This window comes from Polynucleobacter sp. MWH-Svant-W18, from assembly GCF_018687495.1.
In the GTDB taxonomy this organism is placed as follows: Bacteria; Pseudomonadota; Gammaproteobacteria; order Burkholderiales; family Burkholderiaceae; genus Polynucleobacter.
Genome location: NZ_CP061293.1, coordinates 945788 through 971334 on the forward strand (window position 1 = coordinate 945788; position 25547 = coordinate 971334).

20 protein-coding genes are annotated in these 25547 nt (G+C 46.6%); 7 read left to right on the plus strand and 13 right to left on the minus strand.

The window, feature by feature from the left end:
• Positions 1–3: 3 nt before the first annotated feature.
• The gene (ftsH, locus tag C2757_RS04980; RefSeq protein WP_215373212.1) at positions 4–1881 is read right to left on the minus strand and encodes an ATP-dependent zinc metalloprotease FtsH; all 1878 of its coding nucleotides are present in this window, start codon (positions 1879–1881) and stop codon (positions 4–6) included.
• 166 nt (positions 1882–2047) lie between these two features.
• On the minus strand, positions 2048–2722 hold the full coding sequence (locus tag C2757_RS04985) for an RlmE family RNA methyltransferase (protein WP_215373214.1): 675 nt from the start codon (positions 2720–2722) through the stop codon (positions 2048–2050).
• Between the two features lie 126 nt (positions 2723–2848).
• Here C2757_RS04985 and C2757_RS04990 point away from each other — a divergent pair, with 126 nt between their 5' ends.
• Complete coding sequence (locus C2757_RS04990; protein WP_215373215.1) at positions 2849–3475, plus strand: YhbY family RNA-binding protein; 627 nt, start codon at positions 2849–2851, stop codon at positions 3473–3475.
• Between the two features lie 29 nt (positions 3476–3504).
• On the opposite strand, the gene C2757_RS04995 is transcribed toward C2757_RS04990, so the two are convergent.
• The 7 genes from C2757_RS04995 to gloB form a co-directional block, all read right to left on the minus strand.
• A complete protein-coding gene (locus tag C2757_RS04995) occupies positions 3505–3984 on the minus strand; it encodes a DUF4149 domain-containing protein (RefSeq protein ID WP_215373216.1) in 480 nt (159 codons plus the stop codon).
• On the minus strand, positions 3984–4460 hold the full coding sequence (greA, locus tag C2757_RS05000) for a transcription elongation factor GreA (RefSeq protein WP_215373218.1): 477 nt from the start codon (positions 4458–4460) through the stop codon (positions 3984–3986). The genes C2757_RS04995 and greA overlap by 1 nt, the downstream gene beginning before the upstream one ends.
• Positions 4461–4517: 57 nt before the next feature.
• Positions 4518–7781 carry a carbamoyl-phosphate synthase large subunit gene (gene carB / locus C2757_RS05005; RefSeq protein ID WP_215373219.1) on the minus strand — a complete coding sequence of 1088 codons (3264 nt, stop codon included), beginning with the start codon at positions 7779–7781 and terminating at the stop codon, positions 4518–4520.
• A complete protein-coding gene (carA, locus tag C2757_RS05010) occupies positions 7781–8968 on the minus strand; it encodes a glutamine-hydrolyzing carbamoyl-phosphate synthase small subunit (RefSeq protein WP_215376933.1) in 1188 nt (395 codons plus the stop codon). The genes carB and carA overlap by 1 nt, the downstream gene beginning before the upstream one ends.
• Before the next feature lie 239 nt (positions 8969–9207).
• Entirely contained in the window at positions 9208–11091 is a 1884-nt protein-coding gene (locus C2757_RS05015; RefSeq protein ID WP_215373221.1) for a propionate--CoA ligase, read from the minus strand.
• 27 nt (positions 11092–11118) lie between these two features.
• Entirely contained in the window at positions 11119–12522 is a 1404-nt protein-coding gene (locus C2757_RS05020) for a transglycosylase SLT domain-containing protein (protein ID WP_215373222.1), read from the minus strand.
• Positions 12522–13331 carry a hydroxyacylglutathione hydrolase gene (gene gloB / locus C2757_RS05025; RefSeq protein WP_215373224.1) on the minus strand — a complete coding sequence of 270 codons (810 nt, stop codon included), beginning with the start codon at positions 13329–13331 and terminating at the stop codon, positions 12522–12524. The genes C2757_RS05020 and gloB overlap by 1 nt, the downstream gene beginning before the upstream one ends.
• Before the next feature lie 36 nt (positions 13332–13367).
• On the opposite strand from gloB, the gene C2757_RS05030 reads away from it, so the two are divergent.
• From C2757_RS05030 to dnaQ, 5 genes are all read left to right on the plus strand, one after another.
• Positions 13368–14150, plus strand: coding sequence for a class I SAM-dependent methyltransferase (locus C2757_RS05030; protein WP_251366712.1), 783 nt, complete (start codon positions 13368–13370; stop codon positions 14148–14150).
• 3 nt (positions 14151–14153) lie between these two features.
• Positions 14154–14615 (plus strand): ribonuclease HI, encoded by a 462-nt coding sequence (rnhA, locus tag C2757_RS05035; protein ID WP_215373226.1) that lies wholly within the window; start codon positions 14154–14156, stop codon positions 14613–14615.
• 120 nt (positions 14616–14735) lie between these two features.
• Positions 14736–16025, plus strand: coding sequence for an efflux RND transporter periplasmic adaptor subunit (locus C2757_RS05040; RefSeq protein ID WP_215373228.1), 1290 nt, complete (start codon positions 14736–14738; stop codon positions 16023–16025).
• A complete protein-coding gene (locus C2757_RS05045) occupies positions 16022–19120 on the plus strand; it encodes an efflux RND transporter permease subunit (RefSeq protein WP_215373229.1) in 3099 nt (1032 codons plus the stop codon). The genes C2757_RS05040 and C2757_RS05045 overlap by 4 nt, the downstream gene beginning before the upstream one ends.
• Positions 19120–19830 (plus strand): DNA polymerase III subunit epsilon, encoded by a 711-nt coding sequence (gene dnaQ, locus C2757_RS05050; RefSeq protein ID WP_215373231.1) that lies wholly within the window; start codon positions 19120–19122, stop codon positions 19828–19830. The genes C2757_RS05045 and dnaQ overlap by 1 nt, the downstream gene beginning before the upstream one ends.
• Before the next feature lie 13 nt (positions 19831–19843).
• Here dnaQ and C2757_RS05055 read toward each other — a convergent pair whose 3' ends face one another.
• From C2757_RS05055 to C2757_RS05070, 4 genes are all read right to left on the minus strand, one after another.
• Positions 19844–20935, minus strand: a complete 1092-nt coding sequence (locus tag C2757_RS05055; RefSeq protein WP_305849438.1) for a tartrate dehydrogenase — start codon at positions 20933–20935, stop codon at positions 19844–19846.
• A gap of 41 nt (positions 20936–20976) precedes the next feature.
• Positions 20977–21636: a SprT family zinc-dependent metalloprotease gene (locus tag C2757_RS05060; RefSeq protein ID WP_215373232.1), complete on the minus strand. Its 660-nt coding sequence runs from the start codon at positions 21634–21636 to the stop codon at positions 20977–20979.
• A 78-nt stretch (positions 21637–21714) separates the two neighbouring features.
• The gene (locus tag C2757_RS05065; protein WP_371817012.1) at positions 21715–22692 is read right to left on the minus strand and encodes a Bug family tripartite tricarboxylate transporter substrate binding protein; all 978 of its coding nucleotides are present in this window, start codon (positions 22690–22692) and stop codon (positions 21715–21717) included.
• A 20-nt stretch (positions 22693–22712) separates the two neighbouring features.
• Positions 22713–23834 carry an NADH:flavin oxidoreductase/NADH oxidase gene (locus tag C2757_RS05070; protein WP_215373233.1) on the minus strand — a complete coding sequence of 374 codons (1122 nt, stop codon included), beginning with the start codon at positions 23832–23834 and terminating at the stop codon, positions 22713–22715.
• A gap of 163 nt (positions 23835–23997) precedes the next feature.
• On the opposite strand from C2757_RS05070, the gene C2757_RS05075 reads away from it, so the two are divergent.
• Positions 23998–25518 carry a CoA-acylating methylmalonate-semialdehyde dehydrogenase gene (locus tag C2757_RS05075; protein WP_215373234.1) on the plus strand — a complete coding sequence of 507 codons (1521 nt, stop codon included), beginning with the start codon at positions 23998–24000 and terminating at the stop codon, positions 25516–25518.
• The last annotated feature ends 29 nt before the right edge of the window (positions 25519–25547 follow it).

The following is a 25547-nucleotide window of genomic DNA, read 5'->3' on the forward strand; positions in this document are numbered from 1 at the left end:
CGCTTAGGCCGTAGCAGGTGCACTGCCAGCAGCTGGGCCAGTAGTACCAGCAGAATTACCAAACTGGGTTGCTGGTGGTGGCTTAGGTGTACGCGGTGGACGACCTTCCATAATGTCGTTGATCTGCTCCGCATCAATGGTTTCCCATTCAAGCAATGCAGCAACCATCGCTTCAACCTTGTCGCGGTTTTGCTCCAAGATAGACTTTGCTAAAGCATATTGGCTATCAATCAACATCCGAATTTCGGCATCAACTTTTTGCTGAGTTAATTCAGAGACAGTTTTGGTGCTGTTACGGCCAAAAATGCTTTCTGATTCTGTATCAACGTATACCATGGTACCGAGACTGTCGCTCATTCCATAGCGTGTCACCATGTCGCGCGCCATTTTGGTAGCACGCTCAAAGTCATTTGAGGCACCTGTACTCATTGAGTGCAAGAACACTTCTTCAGCAGCACGACCGCCAAACAGAATTGCTAACTCTTCCAACATGCGATCTTTATAAAGATTCACACGATCGAATTCTGGTAATTGCCAAGTTACACCCAATGCCATACCGCGAGGCATGATGGTGACTTTATGTACTGGGTCAGCTTTAGGAAGAACCTTGGCCACGACAGCGTGTCCAGACTCATGGTAGGCGGTGTTACGACGTTCTTCTTCACGCATTACAGCAGACTTACGCTCAGGACCCATATAGATCTTGTCCTTAGCATCTTCAAAGTCTTTCATATCGACTGCACGCTTATTACGGCGGGCTGCAAATAATGCAGATTCATTTACGAGGTTTGCCAAATCGGCACCAGAAAATCCTGGGGTGCCACGTGCCAATACTGCAGCATTCACATCTGGATCAATCGGAACTTTGCGCATATGTACTTGCAGAATCTGTTCGCGACCACGGATGTCAGGCAAGCCAACGTGCACTTGTCTATCAAAACGTCCTGGGCGCAATAGTGCTTTATCTAGCACATCGGAGCGATTGGTTGCAGCAACCACGATCACGCCACTATTGCTCTCAAAGCCATCCATCTCCACTAACATTTGATTGAGAGTTTGTTCACGCTCATCATTACCGCCGCCCATACCGGCACCACGATGACGGCCAACAGCATCGATCTCATCAATAAAGATGATGCAAGGAGAATTTTTCTTGGCGTTTTCAAACATATCACGCACACGAGATGCACCTACGCCCACAAACATCTCTACGAAATCAGAGCCGGAGATTGAAAAGAATGGAACCTTCGCTTCGCCTGCAATCGCACGCGCCAAAAGAGTCTTACCTGTACCTGGAGGGCCTACAAGCAATACGCCATGAGGAATACGTCCGCCAAGTTTTTGGAACTTCTGGGGATCTTTTAAGAAATCGACTAACTCATAAACTTCTTCTTTTGCCTCATCGCAGCCTGCAACATCAGCAAAGGTCACGGTATTACTGTTCTCATCAATGAGACGGGCTTTGGATTTGCCAAAGGAGAATGCTCCGCCTTTGCCGCCACCTTGCATTTGGCGCATCATGAAAAACCAGAAACCAATGATCAATAAAGTGGGTCCAAGGTAGTACAAAGCAGAAACCAACATATTGGGTTCATCTTCTGCTTTACCGGTTACCTGTACACCGTATTTCATCAAGGCACCAACCATCCAGATATCGCCTGGAGAGATGATGGAGTATTTACTGCCATCAGCAGGAGTGACCTGCAAAGTACGACCCTGCACATCAACACGCTTCACTTTGCCTGCTTTGGCGTCATCCATAAATTGCGAATATGTGACTTGAGTCTGGTCCTTGGGCTTATCGAACTGCTTAAAAACAGTGAAAAGCACTAAGCCCACGATGAGCCACACGCCGATTTTTTGGAACATATTGCTGTTCAAATTGATTCCTTTTCTGGATTCATCCAGGTGTTAAAGCGGATTGCTATCTCTAAGTATTTGATTCTACTACCACCCTTTTTCAAGAGCGAATGGCATATTTATTTCATAAACCCCTATTTCTAGAGGGTATTAAGGTGATTTTGGTAAATTTTTTGCCAGTTTTTGCTTATTTAGGTGGCTTGAGATTCCTACCCAACAAGAAAATCTCTGAAGAACGGGCTCTAGAAGCTTTTGGCTTACGTGAGGCAACGGTTTTAAAGACCTTTTTGAAGGACTCCACAATCTGGCTATAACCACTGCCGTTGAAGCACTTAATCAATAATGCGCCTTCTGGCTTCAGGTGGGCTTGCGCAAACTCGAGAGCAATTTCAGCAAGAAAAGCCATTCTGGCAGCATCAGCAACGCCAACGCCTGATAAGTTAGGGGCCATATCCGAAAGTACCAAATCTACCTTGCCATCGGCATCCTTCGGAAGTAAAGCTTCTAATGCAGCGAGCCCCTCCTCTTCCCGAAAGTCCCCTTGAATAAAACTGACATCAGCAATGTCTTCCATCGGCAGAATATCAATAGCAATAATTTGCCCATCTGGCTTACCAGACTCAATCTTCGGATTATGTTTACCGAGCTCAGTTAAGCGATTACGAGCGTATTGAGACCAGCTTCCAGGGGCACTCCCAAGGTCAACAATGGTCATGCCCGCTTGTATGAGATGGTCTTGCTCATCAATTTCGCTAAGCTTATAAACTGCACGTGCGCGATAGCCCTCTTTCTGGGCCATCTTCACATAAGGATCGGTTAGGTGATCCTGCAACCAACTTTTATTAAATTTATTCTTTGCCACAACTTACCCACTTTCGCCCTACATTTTCCTAGTTTCTGCGTCCTAAAGCAAAAGGAATTGACATAAAACAGCTCAAATCCCTTGTAAATAGGCGTATTTAGTCATCAATGCTCTATCATCAAGCCCATGACTGCACTTACCATTACCCCCGCACAAAGAAAATCCCTTAAAGCTGATGCCCATGATCTCAGCCCTGTTGTCATGGTTGGCGGAGATGGCTTAACACCAGCCGTAATTAAAGAGGCAAAACTCGCAATCAATCACCATGGTCTCATTAAGATTCGGGTCTTCGGCGATGACCGTGAAGCACGCATTGCAATTTATGAAGAGCTCTGCGACAAGCTAGATGCTGCTCCAGTACAGCACATTGGTAAGTTGCTAGTACTGTGGAAACCAAAAGATATGGTCGATGCAGCGTTTGCCAATTTAGATCGCTCAAAAAAACAAACCAAAAAATCCTTACAAGCACCACGCACCAAGCGCCAGCCTAATCGTGCTCCAGCGAAGTCTGGTGTGAGAACTAGCACTTCAGATAGATCTGAGCGTCGCTCTGCTTCTAATAAAGCACCATTTGCACGCGCTGCTGCTGTGAAATCGGCTACACCGAAGAAACGCGTTTTACGCTCAGAGGCTGCAGAATCTAAGATTGGTTGGTCATCCCCCGGCTATCGTAAGGCTGCTGCTGCACCAGCACCCATTAAACGCAAGAAGGTGCGCATGGCAAGCAATAAGAAGAAATCACTTGGCTCCTAATGAGCTTTGAAGTGAAGTGAAAAACGCCGCTAGTCGGCGTTTTTTATTGCACTGGCTTTCCAAATTAAAGCTATTCCCAGAAAGGCTTCGATTAAATAGATAGTGCTTGATACGCCATGCAATCTTGAAAATAAAATGGCATTGCTAGACTCCCGAACAGATAAGCCTAGATACAAAGCTTGATCACGCAAAGAATTCATCCAAGGGATCAGAATGAAGGCGGCAGCAACTGCACAGGCAAGCATGCCCAACAGAATCCAGCGAATTACACGAAATCGATTTAAGCCCTGTCGCACTAAATAATTCGCCATGACCATGAGGAAGGTGCTGAGAAAGACTCCAAGATAGGCTTGAGTCTTAAAAAGACTCGCAGCTACAAAGCCGGCAACTTGTCGATCCCCTAAAGATGAAAACAGAATTGGAACCACTAAAAAGCCAATGGCAATGAAGCTACCAACCCAAAGCCCAGAAATACACTGAAATACTCGCTGGGTACGCTGGTACAGCATTAGATGTAGCGTACCGCCAGGATTTCGACTTCGCGATTACCACCAGGTGCTTGAACTGCTACTACATCGCCCTCTTCTTTGCCAATCAAGGCGCGAGCAATGGGGGAACTAATGGAGATTTTGCTTGAAGCAATATCGGCCTCGTCATCACCTACGATTTGATAGGTGAGCTTGGTACCATCCTCGAGATCTTCTAGATCAACCGTTGCACCAAATACAATGCGGCCAGAAACATCAAGGCTAGCAGGATCAATGATTTGCGCAGCAGACAATTTACCTTCTAGCTCTTGAATGCGTCCTTCAATGAAGCCCTGTTTTTCTTTAGCAGCATCATACTCTGCGTTCTCGGAGAGATCGCCCTGGGCGCGCGCCTCAGAGATAGCATTGATCACTGCTGGACGCTCAACATGCTTTAAACGATGCAGCTCCTCTTTGAGAAGTTCTGCACCGCGTTTGGTAATGGGAATTGTGCTCATACAACTAACCTAACTTAATTACTTGCGCTAAATGCGCGAACAAAAGGTAATTTTAGATTAAATGAGCGCCCGATGTAAGGTTTGCAGTGAATAAACCTCTAAAGACTCTTTGCTGCCATTTTGAGAAGCCAGTAATCCATCCATGACCGCACGTGCTGCACTAATGGTTGTGTAATAAGTTACGCCATTAGCCTGGGCACTAGTCCGGATAGATCGAGAATCTGCAATCGCAGTACGGGTTTCATCCACAGTCGTAAATACCAAGGAAATTTCACCATTTTTAATGAAATCTACAATGTGTGGACGACCATCTTTGACCTTATTCACTAGGCGAACCGGTAAACCGGCTGCCTCAATTGCTGCAGCAGTACCCTTGGTTGCCACCATCGGAAAGCCCAATTGGTGCAAGAGTTTTGCCACTTCAATAGCCTTAGGCTTATCGCTATCTTTCACGGTCAAGAGTACTGTTCCACTTTTAGGTAGTTTGATGCCGGCACCCAATTGTGATTTGAATAGCGCTTCACCAAAGGTTTTACCAACACCCATCACTTCGCCAGTTGAGCGCATCTCTGGTCCCAAGATTGGATCAATGCCTGGGAACTTATTAAATGGAAATACCGCTTCTTTTACAGAGAAATAAGGCGGCTTCACTTCAAGCTGGATACCTTGCTGTGCAAGTGTTTGGCCAACCATGCAACGCGCTGCAATCTTTGCAAGCTGTAAACCCGTCGCTTTAGAAACGAATGGCACGGTGCGGGATGCACGGGGATTAACCTCCAGAACGTAGATGACATCTTTACCATCGACATTCTGGATAGCAAACTGCACATTCATCAAGCCAATAACATTCAGTCCTTTAGCCATCGCAGCAGTTTGGCGCTTGATCTCTTCTACGGTTTCATCCGATAAGGAATACGGCGGCAATGAACAGGCAGAGTCACCAGAGTGAACCCCAGCTTGCTCAATATGCTCCATCACACCACCAATAAATACTTTGCTGCCATCGCTGATGCAATCCACATCGCACTCAATCGCATCGTTCAAGAAACGATCTAGCAGTACAGGTGAATCATGTGACACTTTGACCGCTTCACGCATATAACGTTCAAGGTCACGACCATCATGCACAATTTCCATGGCGCGACCACCCAATACATAGGAAGGACGCACGACTAATGGGTAGCCAATCTCTTCAGCAAGCTTGAGAGCTTCATCTTCAGCGCGGGCAGTTCTGTTTGGTGGCTGACGTAGACCGAGGTCTTGCAAGAGTTTTTGGAAACGCTCGCGATCTTCCGCTGCGTCAATCATGTCTGGTGAAGTACCGATAATTGGCACGCCATTGCGCTCTAAATCTAAAGCAAGTTTCAACGGTGTTTGACCACCGTATTGAACGATCACGCCCTTGGGCTTTTCCTTCGCCACAATTTCCAAAACATCTTCGAGCGTCAGCGGCTCAAAATAAAGACGATCAGATGTATCGTAATCGGTAGAAACAGTTTCAGGATTACAGTTCACCATGATGGTTTCGTAACCATCATCACGCATTGCGAGAGCAGCGTGAACACAGCAATAATCGAACTCAATCCCTTGACCAATACGGTTAGGACCACCGCCCAAGACCATGATCTTCTCTTTATTGGTCGGACGGGATTCACATTCGCCATGTTCAGCCTCATAGGTTGAATACATATAGGCGGTATTGGTAGAGAATTCAGCAGCGCAGGTGTCGACCCGTTTGTAAACTGGGGTGACTTTTAAGCGATGGCGTGCAGCTCGTACAGAAGATGCATCAACACCAAGCAATTTAGCCAAACGGCGATCCGAGAAACCTTTTTGCTTCACAAAGCGCAACTCTTGAGCAGAAAGACTATCAATCTTACGTTGCTTAAGCTCAGATTCAATGGTGATCAACTCTTCAATTTGTTCTAAGAACCAGGGATCGACCTTGGTCTCGTTATAAATTTCATCTAAACCCATGCCCATACGGAAGGCATCTGCTAAGTACCAAATACGGTCTGGGCCTGGTTCATTGATCTCGTTAATGATGTCGTCGAGGTCGGTTGAGACTTCATCTAAACCATCAACGCCAACCTCTAAGCCGCGCAATGCCTTTTGGAATGACTCTTGGAAAGTGCGGCCGATAGCCATCACTTCGCCAACAGATTTCATTTGTGTTGTTAAACGAGAATCCGCTTGTGGAAACTTTTCAAAGGCAAAGCGTGGAATCTTAGTCACCACGTAGTCGATTGAAGGCTCAAACGATGCAGGCGTTGCCCCACCAGTGATGTCATTCTTAAGTTCATCTAAGGTGTAGCCCACAGCCAGCTTAGCTGCAATCTTAGCAATAGGGAAACCAGTTGCTTTGGAGGCTAATGCTGATGAACGGGATACACGAGGGTTCATTTCAATCACGATCATGCGGCCATCTACTGGATTGATCGAGAACTGTACGTTAGATCCACCAGTGTCAACACCAATTTCACGAAGAACAGCAATCGATGCATTCCGCATGATTTGATATTCTTTATCGGTCAAAGTTTGCGCAGGCGCTACTGTAATCGAGTCGCCAGTGTGCACCCCCATTGGATCTAAGTTTTCGATCGAGCAAACAATGATGCAGTTGTCATTGCGATCACGTACTACTTCCATCTCAAACTCTTTCCAACCCAAAAGAGACTCTTCAATCAAGAGTTCGCGGGTTGGAGATAAATCCAGACCTCGTTTACAGATTTCTTCAAACTCTTCGCGGTTATATGCAATACCGCCGCCAGATCCACCCATGGTGAAAGAAGGTCGAATAACGACTGGGAAACCAGAGCTACCAGTCTCTTGCTGAATACGTTGCTGCACTTCATGGGCCTCGTCCATAGAATGTGCAATTCCTGACTTTGCAGAACCCAAACCAATCTTGGTCATCGCATCTTTAAATTTCTGACGATCTTCTGCTTTATCAATGGCCTCTGGTGATGCCCCAATCAACTCGCAGCCATATTTTTCAAGAACACCATGACGATGTAAATCTAGGGCGCAGTTCAAGGCGGTTTGTCCACCCATCGTTGGCAAAATCGCATCCGGTTTTTCTGCAGCAATAATGCGCTCAACGACTTCCCAGGTAATCGGCTCGATGTAAGTGACATCAGCCATTTCTGGGTCGGTCATGATGGTTGCAGGATTACTGTTGACCAAGATCACTTTGTAACCTTCATCACGCAATGCTTTACATGCTTGCGCGCCAGAGTAGTCAAACTCACAAGCTTGTCCAATCACAATTGGACCAGCCCCAATAATCAGAATGCTCTTAATGTCGCTACGCTTAGGCATTATTTGCCCTCCTTCTTGCTGGCAGCATTCATGAGCTCCACAAAACGATCAAATAAATAGGCGATGTCATGAGGTCCTGGAGAAGCCTCTGGGTGCCCTTGGAAACACAGTGCTGGCTTGTCATTCCAAGCCAAACCTTGCAAGGAGCCATCGAATAAGGAAACATGAGTTACGCGAATATTGCTGGGTAATGTATTTGCATCAACCGCAAAACCATGATTTTGCGATGTAATCGCCACACGCCCTGTATCTAAATCTTTCACTGGATGATTTGCACCATGGTGACCAAACTTCATTTTTAGAGTTTTGGCGCCAGCAGCAAGACCCATGATTTGGTGACCCAAGCAAATGCCAAATGTTGGCACACCCTTTTCAATAATCTCTTTTGCAGCAGCAATGGCGTAATCACAAGGACCAGGATCTCCAGGGCCGTTTGAGAAAAATACGCCATCCGGATTCATGGCTAACACTTCTGCAGCGCTAGTTTGAGCAGGTACTACAGTGAGCTCACAACCACGCTCTGTGAGCATGCGCAAAATGTTGCGTTTCACACCAAAGTCATAGGCAACTACTTTTTTAATTGACTTAGATCTGTCTAAAGTTCTGTATGCAGGTTTGCCATCAGGACCATGTAAATCCCATTCAGCCTCGCGCCATTCATAAGGGGCTTTAGTGGTAACCACTTTGGCCAGGTCTAAACCGGCCATACCTGGAAAAGCTTTAGCCAATTCCAAGGCTTGTTTACCGAGTGTTGCAAGGTCATCACCATTTTTTCCAGCAACAATAGCGCCTGATTGGGCGCCGGTATCGCGCAAGATGCGGGTTAATTTACGAGTATCGATTCCCGCAATACCGACTACACCAGATTTTGTGAGGTAATCATCGAGCGTCCCCTCTGCGCGGAAATTGGAGATGCGTTTAGGCAGGTCCTTAATGACTAGTCCCGCTGCATGAATTTGATCAGACTCTGCGTCTTGAGGATTGACACCTACATTGCCAATATGGGGATAAGTTAAGGTCACAATTTGACGGCAATAACTTGGGTCGGTGATGATTTCTTGATAACCGGTTAAGGCGGTGTTGAACACGACTTCGCCAGCAGTTTCACCTGCTGCGCCAATGCTGTAACCGGGAAATAATGTGCCGTCGGCTAGGGCCAACACGGCGGGAGGAAAAGAAGGAAGCAAGGGTGACAAACCATCTCCAGTCCCTGCTCCATCCGACGCTCAAAACCCCCAAAAAGACCAACCCGGGGTTTATTTATGCGGGAGGTGAGTGTCTTTAAGCGCTAGGGTATTTAATTAGTTTCGAACCCTGTAATCATACCATTTTCATGCCCCAAATGCTGAGAAACCTTGCTCTACAGGCTTCTAGAGGGGATAGCCTCCTCTGACGACAAGCCAGGAGGAGGCATTTCTGAGGGGCTTTAAACCTGAGCACCATGTTCGATGATGGTTTTAATTTGCGCCAATACAGCCTGGTCTTCCATAGTGCTGATATCTCCAGGATCACGACCTTCAGCAACAGCTTGCAAAGCACGACGTACGATCTTGCCTGAACGCGTCTTAGGTAATGCGGTAACTATATAGACCCGACCAGGACGAGCAATAGCACCCAGTTGGCTATCTACTGTCTTCATACACTCTTTTTCTAAGTTGTCTGCTTTGCTTGCATCCTTTGGAATAACAAATGCAATTGCTGCCTGACCTTTGAGTTTGTCTTCGATGCCTACTACCGCTACCTCAGAAACATTTGGATGACTCGAGATACTTTCTTCAATCTCCCGTGTTCCAAGGCGGTGTCCTGCAACGTTAATCACGTCGTCAGTACGACCCAAAATAAAGAAGTACCCATCTTGATCCTTAATACCCCAGTCAAATGTAGAGTAGATCAACTTCCCTGGAATAGTTTCCCAGTAAGTGCTGATAAAACGTTTGTCGTCACCCCAAATAGTTTGCATACAACCAGGAGGCAAAGGGCCTTCAATGGCAATGACCCCTTTTTGATCAGGGCCCAATTCAGCTGAAGTAGCATCATCAAGCAACTTCATGTTGTAACCAAAAGATGGCACCCCAGGAGAGCCAAACTTGTGTGGCATGACCTCTACACCACGTTGGATAGCCAAAATTGGCCAGCCAGTTTCTGTCTGCCAATAGTTATCAACAACCGGCTTCTTAATCGCATCATGAATCCAACTCGCAGTTGGCTCATCTAGAGGTTCACCTGCTAAGAACAGTAAGCGCAAAGAGGAAAGATCATATTTCGTTAAGAAAGCAGGATCTTGTTTTTTAAGAACACGGACTGCAGTAGGAGCAGAAAACATCACCGAGACTTTGTATTTTTCAACCAGCTCCCACCAAATGCCTGCATCAGGACGCAAGGGCGTACCTTCATACATGATGGTCGCCATACCAGTCAGTAGCGGCGCATAAATAATGTAGCTATGACCAACTACCCAGCCAATATCCGAAGTGCAGAACATGGTTTCACCAGCATTGCCAGTAAAGATGTGTTTCATGGTGGAGGCAAGTGCAACTGCATAGCCACCGGTATCGCGCTGAACACCCTTCGGCTTGCCGGTGGTGCCCGAGGTATACAGAATGTATGAGGGATGGGTTGCATCCACCCACTCAATCGGCACAATATCGTTCAAATGTTTTTGACGCTCAGTGGCGTAATCCAAATCTCGCCCTGCCACTGTCGTAAATTCAGTTAAGCCGCGATTCACTATCAGAACCTTCTCTGGCTTATAGCTAGCCAAAGTAATTGCCTCATCTAGGAGAGGCTTATAGGGAACCGCTTTACCGCCACGAGCGCCCGCTTCTGCAGTCACAATCATTTTTGGTTTGGCATCATCAATTCTGGAAGCCAAGCTATGGGAAGCAAAGCCACCAAATACAACTGAGTGAATTGCACCAATACGCGCACAAGCAAGCATTGCGAAACAAGCTTCTGCAATCATGGGCATGTAGATGAGGACACGATCACCCTTTTGAATGCCATTGGCTTTATAGATGGCTGCCATCCGATTCACTTCTTCGTACAGCTCTTGATAGGTATAGGCCTTCTCAATATTGGTTTCTGTAGAAACCGCAACTAAGGCAATTTGATTCGGGCGCTCTTTTGCATGACGATCGACCGCGTTGTAGCAAAGATTGGTGAGGCCGCCCTCAAACCATTTTGCAAATGGAGGATTGTCGTAATTGAGAACTTTATTAAATGGCTTTTCCCAGTGAATTAATTTTGCCTGCTCACCCCAGAAACCATCTGGATCTTTAATGGAGCGTTCATGCTGTGCTTTATAGGACATGGTCAACCTAATAAAAAGTTACTGAAATTACGGGTTTTTGGCGGCTCCTTTATTGCTTGAAGCGGCTGAATTACCATTTTTCGCAGATTTTGCAAGTCCTGTCGATGCGGATTTATGCTGAGATGCAGCATTATTTGCAGAAGAATTACCCTTAGCAGCAAGCTTGGGGGCTACACATTTGCTATTTTTGCTGGCCTTAGCCCCCTTAACTGGTTTGGGGCATTTGGGCGCTGGTGGAGGTGGCTTCTCCAAGCTGAGGCTGGCATTGTCAGCCATGGCACTCGGAACATCGCCAGCACGATGACTGGTTTTAGGTATCAAAACTGTGGAGCCTGACTTAATTCGCATTCCCTTGGGTATGCCGTTAATCTGCCGCAAAGTATCTACGTCCACACCTAAAGTTTTGGCTGCCTGGTCAACAGATTCTGTTTTAACTACCTTGACGGCCGTCCATGATGAAAGTGGCTTAGTGTAGTTTTTCAGGTTTGCTTGAAAAATTTCCGCATGAGCAAAAGGCAGGAGAATTTGCTGATTGGCATTGCTCAATATCACCGGCTTATTAAATGAGGGGTTCAAACTCTGAAATTCATCCGGGGGAATTTCTGCTAGTTTGATTACCAAGGCAACATCGATGTCATTGCCCACATCTACGGCTACAAAGTATGGGTGATTCTCGAGCTCTGGCAGCACAATTCCATAAGCCTGGGGATCAAGAACGATTTGGCGATAGGCCATCAACTTGGGAACGTAATTACGTGTTTCACGAGGCAAAGTCAGACTCTCATAATCAGTTGGTAATCCAGCAGCGATATTGCGTTTTTGTGCTTTGACTATATTGCCAGCGCCCCAGTTGTAAGCCGCTAGAGCAAGCTCCCAGCTACCAAACTGGTTATTTAAGCGCTGTAAGTAATCAAGCGCTGCGTCAGTGGATTGCACAACATCGCGACGTTCATCCCGAAACACATTTTGGGTCAACCGAAAGTCTTTGCCCGTTGCTGGCATAAATTGCCACAAGCCTACTGCTTTGGCATTCGATTTCGCAGTCGTTACAAAAGCACTTTCAACAAATGGTAGGAGCGCAATCTCTGTCGGCATATTCCGTGCGTTTACTTCTTGGACGATATAAAAGAGATAACGTGAAGAGCGTGTCATAGAGCGGTTAACGTAATCTGGTCGAGAGCTTAACCATCTCACCTGCTCTATCTCCAGCGGTGTATTCATCGGCTCCATCTGAAAGCCATCGCGTATGCGGATCCATAAGTTATCCGAGGGAGCGTAGATCTTGCTGACGGATTGATTCTTGAGGTTTACACGGATAGCCCTAGAAGCTTTAGAGTTGGCTTTGGCAGGTGTATCTGAAGACCAGTCGCCAGTACTTGCACAACCTGAAAGTAGCGCAATGATCAACATTGCGACAGCAAGAAGGCGCATTAAAACCGGTCTTTCCAAGCCCTAATCACTGCCAATACATGGGCAGGAGTGGGCAAATCGTTTTCGCCGGAAACTTCTTTTGCCTTGGCAATCACATCTGCTTGATCGCAGCGCATAAAAGGGTTCACTTGCAATTCCTGGCCAATTGTTGTTGGTAGTGTTGGTAAGTGTTGAGCGCGCAGGGCTTTTGCTTCATCAGCCCACGAGAGAAGATTCAGATTATTTGGCTCAACTGCTAAAGCAAACCGGATATTAGATAAGGTGTACTCATGGGTACAGAACACCAGAGTATTTTTGGGTAACGCTGCAAACTTTGCCAACGATTGAGACATCTGAGTAGGCGTACCCTCAAACAGCCGACCACAACCGGATGCAAATAAGGTATCGCCACAAAAGAGCATCGGCTCAAGCACGTTGGCCTGAATGTTTGCAAAATACGCGATATGACTTAATGTATGTCCAGGAACCTCAAATACTTTGAGGCTGATGCGTGGCACAGCAATTTCAATCTTGTCGCCTTCCATTGCGACTTCGGTTCGCCCAGGAATATCGTTACCAGCAGGTCCGTATACCGGAATAGACGCTCCAAAACGGTCCAATAGATTCAGAATACCGCCAGTATGGTCTGCATGGTGATGGGTGATCAAAAGACCAGTCAGGGTGAGCTGATTTTGCAAAAGATACTCAATGACTGGGGAGGCATCGCCTGGATCGACGACCAAGGCAGAGTGTCCATCGTGGATGCACCAGATGTAGTTGTCATCAAAAGCCGGGATGGGCCAAACTTGCAATAAAGTATTCTTATCCATAGACCGATGATACCAACCCCACCTATCCCCTCGCAGATGCCTACGCCCCCATGGAGTTCATGGGAGAAATGGCTGGAATCCCCACCAGGACGCTATGTGCTGGGTTGGGAGCAAAAATGCTGCGATCAAATCGTAGCAGATGTTTTTGGCTTTCATGCGGTGCAAATTGGTATGCCCCAAATCAATACCTTAAACGAAAACCGTATGCCTCTCCAAGCGCTTTTAATGCATACGCAAGATAGTCACCAATACGCCGCTCGTTTTAATTGGCATCTCATTGAAGGCAATTACGAAGAACTTCCTTTTGCAAGCGAAAGTTTGGATTTAGTGGTGCTTCCTCACGTTCTCGAGTTTGCCGCCGATCCCCATCAAATCCTGCGTGAAGTCGATCGTGTCTTGCGTCCTGAAGGAAGGTTGATCATTTCTGGATTTAATCCGGCCAGCTTGTGGGGTGCTCGTCAATACTTAAGCAGACTGATTGGTAATCCTTACCTTCCTCGAGATGGTCAATTCATTAGCCTCATCCGCGTAAAAGACTGGCTACAACTCCTCAATTTCTCTTTAGACCGGGGTCATTTTGGTTGTTACAAGTTTCCCCTCCAAGGCCAATCCTCTATGGCCCGAATGGATTTCCTAGAATCCATGGGCAATCGTTGGTGGCCAATATTTGGCGCAGTATTCTTGCTCTCTGCCATTAAACGTCAGCAAGGTATGCGCTTGGTTGGTCAAATAGCGCCGGTTCGCATCCCCGCCATTCAACAACTCAGCCCAGCGGCAGAACGTCAGCAACTTAAAAAAGTGCATGACACAGTAAATTAAGACATGACTCAACATCAATCTAGCCAAACTCCCCATATCGTCATTTATACGGATGGTGCCTGCAAAGGTAACCCAGGACCCGGTGGTTGGGGCGCAGTCTTGCGTTCGGGGGCTCATGAAAAACATCTTCATGGCGGAGAAAAACTCACCACTAATAATCGCATGGAGATTAGCGCAGTGATATTTGCCTTGCGCGCACTAAAGCAACGTAGCACCGTTGAGTTATGGACTGACTCTCAATATGTCCAAAAAGGGGTCACGGAGTGGCTTGAGGGCTGGAAAAAACGTGGCTGGAAAACGGCCAGCAAAAATCCCGTGAAAAACGCGGATCTATGGCAGGAATTGGACGCCCTGCTACCCAACCATGATATTTCCTGGCACTGGGTTCGGGGCCATAACGGTCATCCGGGCAATGAGCTAGCCGACCTCTTAGCCAATAAAGGGGTTGAGGAGTTTCTAGGCTAGTGACTATAGAGCCCTAAGGGCGCTATTTTGACGCTCTTGTGAGAGAATGAGCAGGATAAAAATGCCTCAAAACAGCACTAGAAACGTACCAGCAACCCATAAAACCTAGAAAACGAGACTGTGTCAAAAATCGAATCCTCTCTCGACCAATTGTTTGCCAAATTAGTGCAGATCAAAAATATTGGTAAAGCGCGTCTATGCACACTGTGGAAACAGTACTCTCCGCATCTCAGTAAATTAAAAACGATTGATTACGCGACCGCAAAAAGCTTTGTCATTCAATTTAAGTGGCGCATTTTGCTAGTACTGATCGTTTTATATGTGGGCGGCAAAACATATGACTATTTTTTTCCCTCTTCCAATAAGTCTGGTGGTCCAGTCACGGTAAGCTCCATCTTAGTTGAGAAAAGAGATGTGCCATTGATCATTGACGCCACTGGCACTATCGTCTCAGCAAGCATTGTGGATATTCGCCCAATGGTGACAAATACCGTTGCCAAAATTGAAGTGAAAGATGGTCAAGAAGTTAAAGCGGGTGATCTCCTATTTACGCTAGATGATCGCAACGACAAAGCCAATTACGAAAAGCTCAAAGCTCTGGCTGATGATGCTCAAAAGCAATATCTGCGCGCCAAAGAATTGGTTGCCAAGAACTTTATCTCTAAAGCAGGTCTCGAAACCACCCTCGCCAATGCCAAGGCTGCCCAGGCCGCAGCAAGGGCCGCTGAAGTGCAGCTGTCGTTTGATTACATCCGTTCTCCGATTGATGGACGTGCCGGCATTGTCAATGTGTTCCCTGGATCATTAGTTCAAGCGAGCAACGTTGTATCAACTGCAACCAACTCCACTGCCACCTCTAGTGTTGGCTCGATGGTGACCATTACCCAGTTAAACCCAATCAACGTGCAATTCGTGATTCCGGAGAAAGATATTCCGATCATGCTCGAGAACCAGCTCGATGGCGATGCAATGGCTGTAAAAGTGACTGTTGGTGAAAGCGGTCAAAAGACCTATAACGGCAAAGTCCTTGTGATCGATAACCAAGTCGATCCTTCTATTGCCGCAGTCCGTGTCAAAGCACAAATCCCTAATGACGATAAAACCCTTCTCCCAGGTCAATTTGCCCGCGTCTCTTTAATTGCAAATACCTTGAAAGATGCCTTATCCATTCCATCGCAAGCGGTAGTCATTAATCCACGAGGTAAGTTGGTTTATGTCATCGATCAGGATGGTAAAGCAGTCTCCAAGCCAGTGAAGGTGGTGTATGAGTACCAAGGGTCTTCTGTTGTCACTGGTATAGAAGCTGGCGATAGAGTGGTAGTCGAAGGTAAGCAGAACTTACGCCCTGGCAGCAAAGTTCGTGAAGCAAAATCCGGTACGCCTTTAACCCCTAGCTCCACTCAAAAATGACACTCTCAGAGTTATGCATACGACGCCCCGTCATGACGGTGTTGCTGTCGGTCGCAACGGTGATTGCAGGTGCAGTAGCCTATATCAATATTCCTGTAGCTGCCCTTCCTAGCTTTAATACACCGGTAATTTCGGTGAGCGCTTCATTGCCAGGCGCCTCTCCAGAGAATATGGCTGCTTCGGTAGCACTGCCGCTTGAAAAAGAATTCTCAACGATTGATGGCATCTCCGTCATTAGCTCTACAAACTCTTTGGGTAGCACTAGCATTACTCTAGAGTTCAATAACGACCGCGATATCGACAAAGCAGCAGTCGATGTTCAAGCAGCACTCTTGCGAGCGCAGAAACGTTTACCGATTGAAATGACGGTACCTCCCTCCTATCGCAAGATTAATCCCGCAGATACCCCGGTTTTAGTAGTGCGCATGAGCTCACCCTCTATCAGCCTCTCTGAAATCAATCAATATGCAGAAAACTTAGTTTCCCCCAATTTATCCACCATTAGTGGTGTAGCCCAAGTTCTCGTTTATGGTGCAAAACGCTACGCAGTTCGTATTCAAGTCCATCCAGATGCTTTAGCCAATCGGAATCTAACGATTGATGACATTGCGGTTGCTGTAAACAAGGCGAACTCCAACAGTCCAGTGGGCGTATTGGATGGTCCCCGCCAGTCCATAACGATTTATGCCAATCCCCAGTTAGTACAAGCCCAAGAGTTTGGCAATCTCATCATCAGCCAAAAAAATGGTTTACCGATTTACCTCAGAGATGTTGCTGAGGTCATTGAATCCTATGAGGATGTTAAAACTTTAGCTAGCTCCAATGGTGAACGCTCTATTGCGGTAGCGGTTTTGCGTCAACCAGGAGCAAACACTGTTGAAGTAGTTAATGCTGTGAAGCAACTCTTGCCACAGCTACAAAAACAAATGCCTGAGTCAATCAAACTCACCTTACTAAATGATCGCTCTATTTCTATCATTGAAGCGATTCATGACGTTAATGTGACCCTTGCGCTCACAGTTTTATTAGTGGTCTTGGTGATCTTTTTATTCTTAAAGCATCTTGCTGCAACGATTATTCCTTCGATTAGCTTGCCGATATCCTTAATTGGCGCATTTTTCTTGTTGTACTTTCTCGGCTACAGCTTAGACAATATCTCGTTGTTAGGCATCACGCTGGCAGTAGGCTTGGTGGTCGACGATGCGATTGTGGTTCTTGAAAACATCATGCGCTATGTTGAACAAGGCATGGATCCACTGAAGGCATCGCTAAAAGGTAGCAAAGAGGTTGGCTTTACCATCATCTCAATCTCCCTCTCTTTGGTGGCTGTGTTCATTCCGCTTTTCTTTATGCCAGGACCGATTGGACTCTTGTTTAGAGAATTTGCTGTTGTGGTATCTCTCTCTATTTTGGTTTCTGCAGTGGCATCACTCACAATTGTTCCCATGTTGTGTAGCCGCTTCTTACCAAAGCCAGGTACGCATCCTAAAGAATATGCTATCAACCGAAAGTTTGATCGTGCATTTGATTGGATGCTGAAAACCTATATTCATTACCTGGACCTGGCACTCAAAAATCGTAAATGGGTCTTATGGGGTGCGATCTCCACCTTTGTGATCACAGTTATATTGTTTGTAAACAGTCCTAAGGGCTTTTTTCCGGAAGAAGACATTGGTCAAATCCAGGCTACAACAGAAGCCTCAGAAGATATCTCCTTTAAGGCCATGCTGGCATTGCAAGATCAAGCTGCCGAACTCGTCAATACCGATCCAAATGTAGAAAACTCGATCTCTGTCATTGGTGGCGGTGCAAGCTCAGGCTACAACACGGGGCGAATATTTATCATCCTAAAACCTAAGGGTGAGCGCCAAAAAATGGCTCAGGTAATGGAAGGCCTGCGTAACAAGTTCAAAGAAATTCCAGGTCTACAGGTGTATATGCGTCCTGTGCAGAACTTACAACTAGGCGGCAAGAGCAGTAAGAGTCGTTATCAATTTACCCTGCAAAGCGTGGGCTTTGAAGGGGTAAACGAATGGGCAGATAAGCTCATGCAAAAAATGCGCACTGACCCAATGTTTAGAGACGTTACGAGTGACTCTCAGCTTAAGGGCTTAAACATCAAAATTAATATTGATCGAGAAAAAGCAGCTAGTGCTGGTGTGAGTATTGCTGATATTCGGACAGCGCTCTACTCTGCCTATGGAGAAAAACAGGTTTCAACCATCTATACGCCTGTGAATACCTATTACGTCATCCTAGAAGCTGCTCCAGAAGATCGTCAATATGAAGCAGATCTCAATAAGATCTTTGTTCGTGGTCGTGCGACTGACAAGCTCATTCCGCTCTCTAGTCTAGCGAGCTACACTAGGACTGTAGGACCTACCGCTGTGAACCATCAAGGGCAAATTCCGGCAGTGACCATCTCATTCAATCTAGCGCCTGATATTTTCCTGGGTGATGCAACCAAGAAAATCGAGGAATACACTAAATTAATTGACTTACCAGCCTCCATCATCACGAGTTATGGTGGTGATGCAGCGGTCTTTAAGAGCAATCAGTCTGGTCAGTTAATTTTGATCTTCTCTGCTCTTGGCGTGATCTACATTTTGCTAGGTGTTTTGTATGAGAGCTATATTCACCCATTAACTATTCTGGCTGGCTTACCCTCTGCAGCTATTGGTGCAATTTTGGCGCTACGCATATTCGGGTTTGAGCTAACCATCATTGCTTCGATTGGCATCCTATTGCTCATTGGTATTGTGAAGAAGAATGCGATTTTGATGATTGACTTTGCATTAGAAGCGCAGCGTACACAAGGTCTTTCACCAGAAAAAGCGATTCGAGAAGCCTGTATTTTGCGTTTCCGCCCAATTATGATGACTACCTTTGCAGCGCTGATGGGCGCCATTCCTATTGCATTTGGACTGGGTGCTGGTGCTGAGTTGCGCCAACCATTGGGCATTAGCGTTGCAGGCGGACTCATCTTCTCGCAATTTGTAACACTCATCATTACTCCTGTGATCTACCTGTATCTCGATAAATATGCAGGTACCGGCCCCATGGAAATTCCAGCATCTGTTCTTGAGGGAACCTAATGCGCCAAGTCATTCTCGATACTGAAACTACTGGACTGAATCCCGCTACTGGCGATCGCATTATTGAAATTGGTTGCGTGGAAATGGTTGGGCGTCGCCTCACAGATCGGACTTTTCATTACTATATTAATCCAGAGCGCGATATTGATGCGGGTGCTTTTGCAGTACACGGACTATCCAGAGAGTTTTTATCGGATAAACCAGTCTTTGGAAATATTGTTGAACAGTTAATTGAATTTGTAGATGGCGCTGAAATTGTCATTCATAACGCGGCCTTTGACTTGGGCTTCCTTGACAATGAATTTGCTCTGCTCAAGCGCCCGCCTTTTCGGAATCTTGCCTCCAAAATTACCGATACCTTGCTAGATGCACGGCAGATGTTTCCAGGTAAGCGCAATTCTTTAGATGCCCTATGTGAGCGTTTTTCCATTAGCAATCAACATCGCACCTTGCACGGCGCGCTCTTAGACGCTCAGCTTCTTGCTGAAGTTTATGTAGCAATGACAAGGGGTCAAGAAGATCTCTCTATTGACTTAATTGATTACACCGTTGGCGCAGATGCCTCTGGTCATACCAAGCCATTGCCAACTGATCTAAAAGTCATGACGGCTAGTGATGATGAGCTAGAGCAACATGAGAAGATCCTTGCCGAAATAGCCAAGGCAAGCAAAAAGGACCCCGTTTGGAGTCCTTTGAATACCGCTAGCTAGGAAGGCTGGCCATTTAGATCGCAGCAGCAATCGCCTTACCTAAATCATCCGTCTTGGCATTGCCACCCAAATCTGGGGTTAATGGAGCTTGTCCTGGGCCTGAGGCAAGTACTTTCTCGATGGCTGTAAAAATTGCCTTGCCTGCCTCTGGATAACCAAGATGATCTAGCATCATCGCCCCACTCCAAATTTGGCCAATGGGATTAGCAATCATCTTGCCGTAAATATCCGGTGCGGAACCATGAACTGGCTCAAACAATGATGGGAACTTCCCTTCTGGGTTAATACTTCCGGATGGTGCCACTGCAATCGTACCAGTGCATGCTGGACCCAAGTCCGACAGAATGTCGCCAAAAAGATTGCTAGCAACCACTACATCGAAGCGATCTGGATTCATGACAAAGTGAGCGGCCAAAATATCAATGTGATATTTATCGGTTCGCACATCAGAAAATTTCTTTGACATCGCCTCAACACGCTCATCCCAATATGGCATTGTTATTGCAATACCATTTGATTTGGTTGCTGATGTGAGATGCTTCTTTGGACGGCTTTGAGCTAAATCAAAGGCGTATTTCAGGATTCGGTCGACGCCGTGTCTGGTAAATACAGACTCCTGGACAACAAACTCACGGTCTGTGTCTGGGAACATCTTGCCGCCAACGCTGGAGTATTCGCCTTCGGTATTTTCACGTACCACGAAAAAATCGATATCTCCAGGCTTACGATTGGCTAGTGGGCAAGGTACACCAGGTAATAGGCGTACAGGACGTAAGTTGACATATTGGTCAAAGCCACGGCGGAACTGAATCAAGCTACCCCAAAGCGATACATGATCAGGCAAGATATTGGGCATACCCACTGCGCCAAAAAAGATGGCATCGTACTTCATCAAAGTATCAAACCAATCATCCGGCATCATCTTGCCATGTTTTAAATAGTAGTCGCAGCTTGCAAAATCAAAATGATCGAACTGTATACCTAAATTAAATTTGCGATTGGCTGCCTCTAGTGCGCGGACACCCTCAGGCATCACTTCTTTTCCGATACCATCGCCTGGAATAACGGCAATTTTTGGATTCTTAAAGATTTTTTTTGCGTTCATAGTTTTATGTCTCGAAAAAATAATGTTTCTAATTAAATGTATTAACTAATCGCTCGACGAATATCATCTGTAGTTTTGCTGCCCTTGCCAACAGACTCACTATCGTGATTGCTCGTATTTTCAATAGTCTCCAGCGCCGCCTCTTCCATCCTAATATTATCCTTCGGACAAATCGGCGCGCCATAACTCGCCCACTTCTTTAGTAAAGTGACCTCATAACCACATTGACCGCACTTAGCTTTACTTCTGCTTGCATTGCTCGGTCTTGGTGGAGGAAAAACAATAGCCTGATGTGGATAAGGACCCAGCTCCTGACTAATCATCATCAGCTTCACAGTCAATTCTTCGGTAGCATGCGCCATCCTAGCTGGCCCCTCAAGGCCGACTGTTTGTGCAATCCCCTTGAAATCCTCTCCATGACCACTAAAGCAGTCATCTACAGCATGGCAGAGTTCATGCACCAAGGTATCCAATAATTGAACGGGATCATCTAACTTAGGAGAAATAAAAATCTCATTCACCCCTCCGCCTGAACGCTCACGAGGCCAACATTGACCTAAGGTCGTGCGAGGACTGCTGGAGGCAGGAAACCCGCAAGAGACTCTCACTGGCGGTATGGCGTACCCTGCTTTAGAAAACACGGGTTCAAGATGCTTAACAGCATCCTCAAGCCATGCTTCTCGTACTGAATGTTGCTTCATATTGTGTTAACTATCTAATCGAAAAAACGTAAATATCGATGATACGACAGCGACTCCTGGGCTTTGCTTGACCAGAACTTAATCCAAAGTGATGTGCGCGGCTTTGATTGCTTTGCTCCAATAGGGCAACTCTTTCTTTAGTAAAGCATCTGTTGCTGTGGGATTGAGATAGCGTAGTTCCACGCCAGCAGCATCTGCACGCTCCTTCACTTCTGGGAGCCCCAAACTTTGCTTCACGGAGTCCGTTAACTTGGCAATAACCCGGGCTGGAGTTCCTGCGGGGGCATACAAAGCTACCCAGGACTCCAATTGAAATGTGGGTAAACCAGCCTCTATGGTAGTGGGTACATTTGGCATGCCTGGATGACGAGTTTTACCAGTAACAGCTAAACCTTTGAGTTTGCCGCTTTGGATATGCTGCATCAGCGAAGGTGGCGTGGAGATAAATACTTGAACTTGACCAGCAAGGACATCCTGGATCGCTGCACCAGATCCTTTGTATGGCACATGGACCATATCAACCCCAGTGGTTTGTTTAAAGATTTCAGTACCAACATGGGAGACAGAACCATTACCTTGGGACGCGTAATTTAACTTGCCGGGATTGGCTTTTGCGTAAGCAATAAACTCAGTTAGGTTATTGACTGGCACGGATGGATGCACTGCAATCACATTCGTAGAGACTGTTAATAAAGCCACTGGTGAAAAATCTTTAATTGGATCCCAGGGCAATTTATCCATTAATGCTGGATTACCTACGTGATAGCCAGAATAGGAAATCAACAAGGTATAGCCATCTGGCTTGGCTTTAGCAACATACTGATAAGCAGTATTTCCACTAGCACCAGGTTTATTGTCCACAATCACGGGCTGCCCAATCACACGACTGAATGGTTCACTTAAGAGTCGCGCAGAAGTATCTACCAGGCCCCCAGGAGGATTGGGAACCACCAAGGTAATCGGACGATCCGGAAAGGTTTGCGCCATACCCAGCTGAGCTGCAAGCGTTACAGTAAGCGCTACTAAGGTATTGCGAAATAAACATGGGTATGTCATTGATGTCTCCACAAGTCTTTTTATCGTTGCCCAACCTTCACGCTACCAAACACAGCCTGAGCTTCTCGCGGTAAACAACGCCAATAGCGCTCATTGGCCACGACCTTGCCATCCAAGGCTGCAGCAGCTTCCCAAGCCCAGCGGGGTTTATATAAAAATGCTCTAGCCAGGGCAATTAAATCTGCATCCCCATCTTGCAAAATTGCTTCTGCCTCATGTGGATCAGTAATGAGACCTACCGTCATCGTTGGTAAGCCAGATTGCTCTTTGACAACTTTTGCAAAAGGAACCTGATATCGAGGGCCTAACTGAATGCTTTGTTTTGGTGAAATGCCGCCTGAAGAAATATGCACAAAATTGCAACCCAAGGGTTTTAATTGCTGGGCAAAATTGGCTGTCTCTTCTGGAGTCCATCCACCTTCTAACCAATCACTAGCTGAAATCCGAATACCCAATACCCCTTGATAAGCAGCCCTCACAGCGGCAAATAATTCCAAAGGAAACCGAATGCGGTTTTCAAAAGAGCCTCCGTATTCATCCTGACGTTGGTTGGAGATGGGCGATAAAAATTGATGTAAGAGGTAGCCGTGGGCGCCATGCAGTTCAATACCATCTACGCCGATACGCTGAGCTCGCTCTGCTGCCATCACAAAATCAGCAATAAGCTGTTTGAGTTCTGCCTTAGAAAGTTCATGCGGCAAACGTTCGCCTTCAAGTTGAGCAATTGCTGAGGGTGCGACCATTTGCCAACCGCCTTGATCCTGTGCAAGGAGTTGTCCGCCATTCCAGGGAGTAGCACTCGAAGCTTTGCGCCCTGCATGCGCTAATTGAATGAAGACTGGTGTTGCAGGTGCCAACGCTCTCGCACGACCCAACTTATCTTTCAATGCAGCCTCAGTGCGATCATCCCAAAGCCCCAGACAGGCTGGAGTAATTCTGCCCTCTGGGGTCACTCCGGTAGCTTCAATAATGAACAGGCCAGCGCCACCATTCAGTAAATTACCCCAGTGCATGAGATGCCAGTCCGTTGCCTCGCCATTGACGGCGGAATATTGGCACATGGGAGCCACCACAATCCGATTAGCCAACTCCAGGGGGCCACGTAGGGAATTAAGGGTGTAACTTGAAAACAGGAGACTCATGGGGTGCCTTATAAAGCCAAAAAGGGTCAAAATAGACGAAAATTACCGTAAAGCGATAGAATACTTAAAAAGCAGAATATACGAGACAGTGAAGTCCTGCCGGCTAAATTGCCCCAGGGCTTTATTTATCCAAAAACCCCTAAATTACCCTAAATAAGAGACTATGAACGCACCTCAAGCCTTTGAATCCACCGTAGATGTCGGCCACTATATTGGCGGCAACATCGTTAACCCCAAGGATGGGCGCTTTGCTGACGTATACAACCCCACCAAAGGAATAGTAGCCCGTAAAGTGGCTCTGGCTAGCCGTGCTGAAGTCGATGCTGTTGTTGCTGTTGCTCAAAAGGCTTTCGAGTCCTGGAGTCAGACCAGCCCACTACGTCGCGCACGCATTCTCTTTAAGTACCTTGAATTACTGAACGCCAATCGCGATGAATTGGCTGCCATGATTACTGCAGAGCATGGGAAGGTTTTTACCGATGCTCAAGGTGAAGTCACTCGTGGAATTGAGATTTTAGAATTTGCTACTGGCATCCCTGAATTACTGAAAGGCGACTACAGCGAGCAAGTTTCAACAGGTATCGATAACTGGGTTATGCGCCAACCGCTTGGAGTGGTGGCTGGCATCACTCCATTTAACTTTCCAGTCATGGTTCCAATGTGGATGTTCCCTGTAGCAATTGCTTGTGGTAACACCTTTATCCTCAAACCAAGCCCAACAGACCCATCTGCATCTCTTTTCATGGCCAAGCTCTTGAAAGAGGCTGGTTTACCAGATGGCGTATTTAACGTTGTTCAAGGCGATAAAGAAGCAGTAGATGCTTTGATTGAAAACCCAGATGTGAAAGCGGTCAGCTTTGTTGGCTCGACTCCAATCGCTAACTATATTTATGAGCGCTGCGCTCACTTTGGTAAGCGTTCCCAGGCATTGGGTGGCGCTAAGAACCACATGGTCATCATGCCTGATGCCGATATTGATAAAGCAATCGATGCATTAATCGGCGCTGCTTACGGCTCAGCTGGAGAGCGTTGCATGGCAATTTCAGTAGCAGTATTGGTAGGAGATGTTGCCGAAAAAATCATGCCAAAACTGATTGAACGCACCAAGACCCTCAAGGTTAAGGATGGTATGGAGCTTGATGCTGAGATGGGCCCGATCGTTTCCAAAGCTGCGCTTGAGCGCATTACTGGCTACATTGAGAGTGGCTTAGCTTCTGGAGCAAAGCTCTTAGTGGATGGCCGTGGCTTGAAAGTACCGGGCAATGAGAACGGCTTCTTTATCGGTGGCACTCTGTTTGATAACGTCAAGCCTGATATGAAAATTTACCTTGAAGAAATCTTCGGGCCTGTTCTGTCATGCTTGCGTGTGGCTAACTTTACCGACGCCCTGAATCTCGTCAATTCTTGTGAGTTTGGCAATGGTGTTGCCTGCTTTACTAGTGATGGGAATATTGCCCGAGAATTTGCTCGTCGTGTTCAAGTGGGCATGGTTGGCATTAACGTTCCTATTCCGGTCCCGATGGCTTGGCATGGCTTTGGCGGTTGGAAGAAATCCATCTTTGGCGACATGCATGCTTATGGCAAAGAAGGTGTTCGCTTCTACACCAAACAAAAGAGTGTGATGCAGCGCTGGCCTGAGAGCATTGCCAAGGGTGCTGAGTTTGTGATGCCTACCTCAAAATAAACTCTAGACTTTAGAGTCAAAAAAATAGC

Coding starts and splice junctions, on each gene's coding strand:
- C2757_RS05055 (WP_305849438.1), bottom strand. CDS start 20,935: ATGAACGCAAAAAAAATCTTTAAGAATCCAAAAATTGCCGTTATTCCA.
- C2757_RS05045 (WP_215373229.1), top strand. CDS start 16,022: ATGACACTCTCAGAGTTATGCATACGACGCCCCGTCATGACGGTGTTG.
- C2757_RS05020 (WP_215373222.1), bottom strand. CDS start 12,522: ATGCGCCTTCTTGCTGTCGCAATGTTGATCATTGCGCTACTTTCAGGT.
- C2757_RS05060 (WP_215373232.1), bottom strand. CDS start 21,636: ATGAAGCAACATTCAGTACGAGAAGCATGGCTTGAGGATGCTGTTAAG.
- C2757_RS05065 (WP_371817012.1), bottom strand. CDS start 22,692: ATGACATACCCATGTTTATTTCGCAATACCTTAGTAGCGCTTACTGTA.
- carB (WP_215373219.1), bottom strand. CDS start 7,781: ATGCCTAAGCGTAGCGACATTAAGAGCATTCTGATTATTGGGGCTGGT.
- gloB (WP_215373224.1), bottom strand. CDS start 13,331: ATGGATAAGAATACTTTATTGCAAGTTTGGCCCATCCCGGCTTTTGAT.
- C2757_RS05015 (WP_215373221.1), bottom strand. CDS start 11,091: ATGTCCTATAAAGCACAGCATGAACGCTCCATTAAAGATCCAGATGGT.
- C2757_RS05070 (WP_215373233.1), bottom strand. CDS start 23,834: ATGAGTCTCCTGTTTTCAAGTTACACCCTTAATTCCCTACGTGGCCCC.
- C2757_RS04990 (WP_215373215.1), top strand. CDS start 2,849: ATGACTGCACTTACCATTACCCCCGCACAAAGAAAATCCCTTAAAGCT.
- dnaQ (WP_215373231.1), top strand. CDS start 19,120: ATGCGCCAAGTCATTCTCGATACTGAAACTACTGGACTGAATCCCGCT.
- C2757_RS04995 (WP_215373216.1), bottom strand. CDS start 3,984: ATGCTGTACCAGCGTACCCAGCGAGTATTTCAGTGTATTTCTGGGCTT.
- greA (WP_215373218.1), bottom strand. CDS start 4,460: ATGAGCACAATTCCCATTACCAAACGCGGTGCAGAACTTCTCAAAGAG.
- rnhA (WP_215373226.1), top strand. CDS start 14,154: ATGACTCAACATCAATCTAGCCAAACTCCCCATATCGTCATTTATACG.
- C2757_RS05030 (WP_251366712.1), top strand. CDS start 13,368: ATGCCTACGCCCCCATGGAGTTCATGGGAGAAATGGCTGGAATCCCCA.
- C2757_RS05075 (WP_215373234.1), top strand. CDS start 23,998: ATGAACGCACCTCAAGCCTTTGAATCCACCGTAGATGTCGGCCACTAT.